Here is a 6,719-nt window from a genome sequence, read left to right on the forward strand (position 1 = left end):
GCGGCGGACGCGCCGACGGAGGTGCTGCCGCCGGTGTCGCTACTGGAGCCCGTTCGGCCGGTGCAGCCGCCGTTCGCCCCGGCTCCGGTCCATGCCCACGTCCCGACTCCCGCCCAGGCCGCCGACTTCCGTCCGCTGTTCGCCGACGCCCCCGGCCTCAACTGGGCGGGCCCGGGCGACCGGTGGAGCGAGGCCTGGGGTGTACGGACCCCGGCCGGGCAGTTCCCCGCCGCGCTCCCCGCCGCCGGGCAGGACCCGGGCACCGACCGGCGGCCGCTCACCGCCCGGGAGGTCGCGCTGGTCCGGGCCGGCCTCGCCGCCGTCGAGCCGGTCGCCGACCGGGCCACCGCGCACTTCTTCGCGCTGCTCTTCCTGCGCCACCCCGAGCTCCGCTCGTCCTTCCCCGCCGCCATGGACGTCCACCGCGAGCGGCTGTTCCGCACCCTGCTGGCCGTGGTGCGCGAGCTCGACCGGCCGGCGGCCCTGCGCGCCACGCTGGCCGGGCTCGGCCGGAGCCACCGCCGGTACGGGGCGCCGGCCGGGCACTACGCCGTGGTGGAGGAGTGCCTGGTGCGGACGCTCGCCCGGTACGCGGACGACCGGTGGGACGCCGAGGCCGAATCGGCCTGGCGCCGTGCCTACCGGATGATCTCCTCGACCATGATCGAGGCCGCCGAGGAGGACGCCCGCACCTCGCCGCCCTGGTGGCAGGGCGAGATCGTCCGGCACGAGCGCCGCACCCGGGACGTCGCGGTGGTCACCGTCCGGCCGGACCAGGCCTACCCGTTCCGGGCCGGGCAGTACACCGCGCTGGAGACGCCCTGGTGGCCGCGGGTCTGGCGGCACTACTCCTTCGCCGGCGCGCCCCGCCCGGACGGACTGCTGACCTTCCACGTCAAGGCCGTCCAGGCGGGCTGGGTGAGCAACGCGCTGGTCCACCGGGCCGCGCCCGGCGACGTGCTGCGGCTCGGCCCGGCGGCCGGCGCGATGACCGTCGACCACGCGGCCGGCCGGGACCTGCTCTGCCTCGGCGGCGGTACCGGCATCGCGCCGATCCGCGCCCTGGTCGAGGAGGCCGCCGAGCACGGTACGTCCGGCCGCCGGGTCGAGGTGTTCTACGGGGCCCGCCGGGCCGAGGAGCTGTACGCGCTGGACGGGCTGCGCGAACTGGCCGCGCGCCACCGGTGGTTGACGGTCCGTCCGGTGCTCTCCGGCGGCGGCCATGCCGGGGGCCTGCCGGACGGCGGGCTCCTGGCCGGCGGCCTGCTGACCGGCGAACTGCCCGATGCGGTGGGTCGGTTCGGCCCGTGGACCGGTCGCGAGGCGGTGCTCAGCGGGCCGCCGGCGATGGTGCGCCGGGGCGTCGGGGTGCTGCTGCGGGCCGGGATCCCGGCCGAGCGGATCCGGCACGACCCGGTCGGCGACCCGGCCGCCGTGTGATCACCCGAGGTCGGGGGCGAGGAGCGCGCGGATACCCTCGATGTTGGCCGCCAGGTACGCCCGCAGCCGGGGCGGGACCACGTTGACCGAGGTGACGCCCTCGCGGGTGAACGGCAGCCGGACCACCTCGTACTCGCCGTTGGGATCGGTCACCTCGGGCCCGTGCCGCCGGGCGAGGTCCATCGAGGCGAGCCGGCAGACGAAGAAGTGCTGCACCTTGACCCCGTGTGGGTGCGGCGGGGTGCCGTCGTCGATGGGGGTCCCCCCGGCCGGAGGCTGGGGGAGTGTGTGGCTGATGGTGTCGACGAAGGCGGGCACCACGTCCACGATCTTGCCGCCGAGCTCCTCGTCCACCTCGCGGTGCAGCGCCTCGACCACCGTCCGGTCCTCCCGCTCGACCCCGCCGCCGGGCGTGATCCAGTACGGGTGCGGCGAGTCCGGCCGGACCCGCCGGATCAGCACGATCGAGGCCGGGCCGTACGGATCGTCCGGGTCCAGCTCCAGCAGGATCGCCCGCGCGGTGCGCTTCACGACCGGGCGCGGTGACGCGGTGCGGTTCTCGGGGCCCATGGCCACCTCCGGGACTGGCGCGTTGTGCGGAAGTCTCCCGCGCCGGGGGAGGAACGAAACCCGGGGAACGGGTCGAAACACACCGGGAACGGGTCGAAACGCCGACCCGGTCGGGTGCATCCGTTCGGGGTCCCGCTGTGCTGCAATGAGCAGCTATCGGGCAAATCGGAGGTTTCGTTCCGCATGCCCGTTCTGGGCACGGACCTGTACGAGGGACTCGGGCTGGGGGTTGGGTGTCATGGATCGGATCGCACAGCCGTTCGAGAAGACGCAACCGTTCGAGACGGCCATACCGTTCGGAGGGCAACCGGCCGGGAAAGCGCGACCGGCCGGGAAAGCGCGACCGGCCGGGAACGCACGACCGTCCGGGAAAGCGCGACCGGCCGGGAAAGCGCGACCGGCCGGGAACGCACGACCGTCCGGGAGTGCACGACCGTCCGGGCAAGCGCGACCGTTCGAGGCCGCACGACCGGTCGGGATCACGCGGGAGGCCGGGCCCGCCGCGCCGCGGCCGTCCGAGGCGGACCGCGGGCCCACCCTGATCGGCTCCGTCCAGCGGGCGCTGCGGCTGCTGGAGGCCGTCGGGGGCTTCGGCCGCGGCGCGACCGCCAAGCAGCTGGCCCGGGCCGCCGAACTGCCCCTCGGCACGGCCTACCACCTGCTGCGGACCCTGGCCCACGAGGGCTACCTGCGGCGCTCCGAGGGGCGCTTCTTCCACGGGGAGGCGCTCGACGGCATAGCCCGCTCCCGCGGCCGGTGCGGCGACCCCGACCTGCGGACGCGGATGCGGTCCTTACGGGACGAGCTCGGCGCCGCGGTCTACTTCGCGCTGTACCGGGACGGGGAGGTCCACGTGGTGGACGTGGCCGAGGACCCGAACCGCCCGGCCGTCGAGCCCTGGGCGGACTTCCGGGCCACCGCCCACGCGCACGCCATCGGCCAGTGCCTGCTCGGCCAGCTGCCCGAGGAGGAGCGCCGCGACCACCTCGCCCGCCACCCGCCGGCCGGGCTCACCCCGTCGACCCTCACCGGCGAGACCGCGGTGCTGCGCCGGCTCGCCTCGCTGCGGCCGACCATGCCGGTGTTGGAGCGTCAGGAGTACGCGCTCGGCACGGTCTGCGCGGCGGTCCCGATCACCATCGGCCCGGTGGTCGCCACGATGGCCCTGTCGCTCCCGGTCGAGCAGGCCGACCGGTTGGTCTCCGTCGCGTGCCAACTGCGGCGCGGGGTCGGGGCGATGAGCCCGTCGTTCATCTTCTGACACGGCTTGGTCTGGACCTGCTCCGGCTCGTTCACCATTTGAAAAAGCACGCCTTGTCCACTACATCCCCAAACATGGACGATGATGATCGAACGTGGATTGGTTGCATAAACCGTCACAAAAACCGTCGAAAACATGTCCGCCGCCATCGGACCAAGCGAACCGACGGCGCGGGCAGAACGAGAGGTACTGGCGCCATGCAGCACAGCACAGTCCAGGGTCACCTGGTGATGAACCTCGTGGTCTCGCACGAGCTCTCCTTCCGCCTCCCGGTGGACCTGGCGTACGAGGCCGACGACCCGTACGCCGTCCGGCTCACCTTCCACCTGCCCGGCGACGCCCCGGTCACCTGGTACTTCGCGCGGGAGCTGCTGCTCGACGGGATCAGCGGGCCGGCGGGCGAGGGCGACGTGCACATCCGCCCGGTCGGCGACGAGCTCTCGGAGGTCCGCATCGTGCTGCACTCCCCCGACGGGGACGCCCTGCTGTGCGCCTCGTCCGCGCCGCTGATCGCCTTCCTGGCGCGGACCGACCGGCTGGTGCCGATGGGGCAGGAGTTCTCCGGGCGGGACATCGACGCCCAGCTCGCGGACCTGCTCAAGGGGCGTGAGAACGCGGGGTGAGCGCCCCGGCGGCAGCGGTCGCACAGGAACGGCGAAGGGGCCCGTACCCGGTGGCGACACCCGGGTGCGGGCCCCTTTCGGCCGTCCGCACGGCACCGGTCAGTCGTCGTCCAGGGCCAGGTGCAGGCCCCACGCGACCAGACTGATGATCAGTGAACCGACCAGCGCGGAGCCGAAGTTGGTCACGTGGAAGTCCAGGCTCAGCTTCCCGGAGGCCCAGGAGGTGAGCAGGAGCATCAGGGCGTTGATCACGAAGGTGATCAGGCCCAGCGTGAGGATGAACAGCGGGAACGAGAACAGCTTGACCACCGGCTTGATCAGCCAGTTCACCACGCCGAAGACGACGGCGACGCCGAGCACCGTCAGCGCCTTGTGCTGCCAGTCGGCCTTGCCCTGGGCGAGTTGGATGCCGCTGACGATCCAGGCGGCGACCCAGATGGCCGCCGCGTTGATCAGTGTCTTGATGAGGAAACCCTTCATGCCGCCCAAGCCTGACAGGAACCACCCTCCCGGCGGAACCACCACACGGCGGGGTGGCGTCGAACGCGCCCGGTCCGGGAGGTGGACGGACGGGTCCGGGGACGAGGGAGGACGGCGGCACGCCGGCCGTCGGGGCCGCCCCGGCGGTTAGGGTCGCGGCATGAGCACCAAGACGCTGACCGAAGAACTCTGGGCGGCCATCGAGCCGGTGTACGCCGAGATCCTCGCCCACCCCTTCCTGGCCGGGCTCACCGACGGCACCCTGCCGCGCGAGGCCTTCCGCCACTTCGTCGTCCAGGACTCGCACTACCTGCGCGACTACGCCCGCGCGCTCGCCGTCTGCGCCGCCAAGGCGCCCGGCGAGGAGGACGTCCGGGCCTTCGCCGACGACGCGGTCGGCGCGCTGGCCGCCGAGCAGGGCATGCACGCCGAGTTCCTGACCGCCTTCGGCGGCAGCGCCGAGGAGGCCGCCGCCGAGCCGGTGCTGCCCACCACCCGGGCGTACACCAGCTACCTGCTGGCCACCGTCTACGGCGGCTCCTTCGCCGAGGCGCTCGGTGCGGTGCTGCCCTGCTACTGGATCTACGCCCGGGTCGGCGAGGCGCTGCTCGCCCAGGGCTCGCCCGACCCGCTGTACGCCAAGTGGATCTCCACCTACGGTGACGAGGCCTTCCAGTCGGTGGTCCGCCGGGTGCTGGCGCTCACCGACCGGCTGGGCGAGGAGTTGTCCGCGGCCGAACGCCGCCGGGTGGTCGAGCACTTCGTGACCACCTCGCGCTACGAGTGGATGTTCTGGGACGCCGCCTGGCGCGGTGAGCGCTGGCCGGTCTGAGCCGTCCGGGCGGCGCCCGCACGTCGTCCGGAGCGTCCGGACGATGTGCGGGACCACGGGCGGGCGGCGCGGGCGGGTGCGGGTCAGCCGGTGACGTAGTAGCCGTTCACGTCGGCGACGAGGTCCAGGTCGGCCCCGTGGTTGTAGACGGCGTAGGTGCCCGTGCTTTCGAGCACCTCGGCGGTCGCCGAGTTCGAGGTGGTCTGCCCCCGCACCACGTTGACGGTGGAGGTGCCCGTCTGCAGGTTCGGTTCGCGGGTCACCGCGAGGTAGCCGTCGGCGAGGACGTTGGTGGCCGTGATGTTGGCTTCGACGGCGAAGGCGTTCGGCACGGAGCCGTCGGTGGGGACGGCCTGGATCATCCGGGTGCCCGACCCCGGCACCGGTCCGCCGCCGAGCCGGGAGTCCAGGCTCCGCACCGGTGTCCTGAGCGCGCTGTACCGGCCCTTGCCGGACGGTCCGTAGTAGCCGACGATGTCGACGACGACGTGCACCGGGCCGACGTGGTTGTAGAGGTTGATCCTGCCGTCCTGGCCGACCTTCACCACGACGCGGTTCGCGACCGTCGAGCCCGCCGGGAAGTTGACGTTCGAGCCGACGTCAGGTCGGGGTTCACCGGCCGGGTACGCGGTCAGGAAGCCGTCCCGGTAGCCGTCGACCGCGGTGACGTTGAGGACCACCGCGGTGGCGTCCGTGGTCCCCAGCTCGGTGCGGGCGACGTGGTAGCTGCGCACCGAGTCGCTGTCGATCCGGCCGGTGGTGTCGCGGCGGCTGTCGGCGATCCGGCTCGGGTACAGCGGGCGGAACGTGTCGGTCGCCGCGGTCCGGAAGTAGCCGACCACGTCGAGGACGACGTCGGTGGTGCCCGCGTTGTTGTAGAGGGTGAGCCACGGGACGTCGTGGCTGACCGGGCCGGTCGCGACCGTGACCAGGTTCGAGACGGTCTGGCCGGGCCTGAAGTTGATGCTGGAGGTGGCGGGCCTGGTGCCCGGGATGCCGGGGGCGGAGCCGAGCGTGACGAAGCCGTCGGCGGTCGGGTCGGTCACGGTCACGTTGACCACCACGGCCGTGGCATCGGTCGGGACGACGCCGAAGCACTCCTGCCGCGGGGGGTTGAGGCAGCCCGTGGCGATCGGGGTCGAGAAGTACTCGCCGGCCCGCAGCGGCCGAGCGGTGCGGGTCTCCGGGACCTTGCTGTCGTCGCGGGTGTCCAGGACCCGGATCGGGGACATCCCGACGTACCCGGCGGGTGCGGTGACGTCGGGTGAGGCAGCGGCGGTGGGTGCGGCGGTCGCCGGGACGGCGGCGAGGGCCGGGGCGGTGAGGACGAGCGCCGCCAGGGCGGCGAGGGACATGGCTGTTCTGGCCCGCATGATCGGATCCCCCCGGGGGTCGACGGTGCTGGACGGGCTTGCTGCCAGCACTGGTTGGACGCCTGGGAACGCCCGGGGTTGTGCCCCCTCCGGAGGAATTCTCGGCGGGCCGACCAGGGTGACGCCGCTCGCCCTGGGAC

At 73.3% G+C, this 6,719-nt stretch carries 7 protein-coding genes; 4 read left to right on the forward strand and 3 right to left on the reverse strand.

What is annotated here, in order from left to right; all coding sequences use genetic code 11:
• A partial coding sequence (locus ACFU6K_RS27260) for a globin domain-containing protein (RefSeq protein ID WP_380667317.1) occupies positions 1 to 1,440 on the forward strand: 1,440 nt, incomplete at its 5' end.
• On the opposite strand, the gene ACFU6K_RS27265 is transcribed toward ACFU6K_RS27260, so the two are convergent.
• Entirely contained in the window at positions 1,441 to 2,010 is a 570-nt protein-coding gene (locus ACFU6K_RS27265; protein ID WP_380667319.1) for an NUDIX domain-containing protein, read from the reverse strand.
• Between the two features lie 238 nt (positions 2,011 to 2,248).
• Between ACFU6K_RS27265 and ACFU6K_RS27270 the strand changes: the two genes are divergently transcribed.
• A complete protein-coding gene (locus tag ACFU6K_RS27270) occupies positions 2,249 to 3,271 on the forward strand; it encodes a helix-turn-helix domain-containing protein (RefSeq protein WP_380667321.1) in 1,023 nt (340 codons plus the stop codon).
• Between the two features lie 197 nt (positions 3,272 to 3,468).
• Positions 3,469 to 3,894: an SsgA family sporulation/cell division regulator gene (locus ACFU6K_RS27275; RefSeq protein WP_049653243.1), complete on the forward strand. Its 426-nt coding sequence runs from the start codon at positions 3,469 to 3,471 to the stop codon at positions 3,892 to 3,894.
• A gap of 99 nt (positions 3,895 to 3,993) precedes the next feature.
• On the opposite strand, the gene ACFU6K_RS27280 is transcribed toward ACFU6K_RS27275, so the two are convergent.
• Entirely contained in the window at positions 3,994 to 4,374 is a 381-nt protein-coding gene (locus ACFU6K_RS27280) for a phage holin family protein (RefSeq protein ID WP_049653241.1), read from the reverse strand.
• A 160-nt stretch (positions 4,375 to 4,534) separates the two neighbouring features.
• Here ACFU6K_RS27280 and tenA point away from each other — a divergent pair, with 160 nt between their 5' ends.
• Positions 4,535 to 5,206: a thiaminase II gene (gene tenA / locus ACFU6K_RS27285; RefSeq protein ID WP_380667323.1), complete on the forward strand. Its 672-nt coding sequence runs from the start codon at positions 4,535 to 4,537 to the stop codon at positions 5,204 to 5,206.
• An 83-nt stretch (positions 5,207 to 5,289) separates the two neighbouring features.
• Here the strand turns inward: tenA and ACFU6K_RS27290 are convergent, their stop codons facing one another.
• Complete coding sequence (locus ACFU6K_RS27290) at positions 5,290 to 6,579, reverse strand: hypothetical protein (RefSeq protein ID WP_380667325.1); 1,290 nt, start codon at positions 6,577 to 6,579, stop codon at positions 5,290 to 5,292.
• Positions 6,580 to 6,719 lie beyond the last annotated feature (140 nt).

The sequence above is a fragment of the Kitasatospora sp. NPDC057512 genome (assembly GCF_042802135.1).
Taxonomy (GTDB): domain Bacteria; phylum Actinomycetota; class Actinomycetes; order Streptomycetales; family Streptomycetaceae; genus Kitasatospora.

Bases quoted from the DNA above. Each gene is read 5' to 3' on its own strand.
- ACFU6K_RS27290 (WP_380667325.1), bottom strand. From the start codon at position 6,579: ATGCGGGCCAGAACAGCCATGTCCCTCGCCGCCCTGGCGGCGCTCGTC.
- ACFU6K_RS27265 (WP_380667319.1), bottom strand. From the start codon at position 2,010: ATGGGCCCCGAGAACCGCACCGCGTCACCGCGCCCGGTCGTGAAGCGC.
- ACFU6K_RS27280 (WP_049653241.1), bottom strand. From the start codon at position 4,374: ATGAAGGGTTTCCTCATCAAGACACTGATCAACGCGGCGGCCATCTGG.
- tenA (WP_380667323.1), top strand. From the start codon at position 4,535: ATGAGCACCAAGACGCTGACCGAAGAACTCTGGGCGGCCATCGAGCCG.
- ACFU6K_RS27275 (WP_049653243.1), top strand. From the start codon at position 3,469: ATGCAGCACAGCACAGTCCAGGGTCACCTGGTGATGAACCTCGTGGTC.
- ACFU6K_RS27270 (WP_380667321.1), top strand. From the start codon at position 2,249: ATGGATCGGATCGCACAGCCGTTCGAGAAGACGCAACCGTTCGAGACG.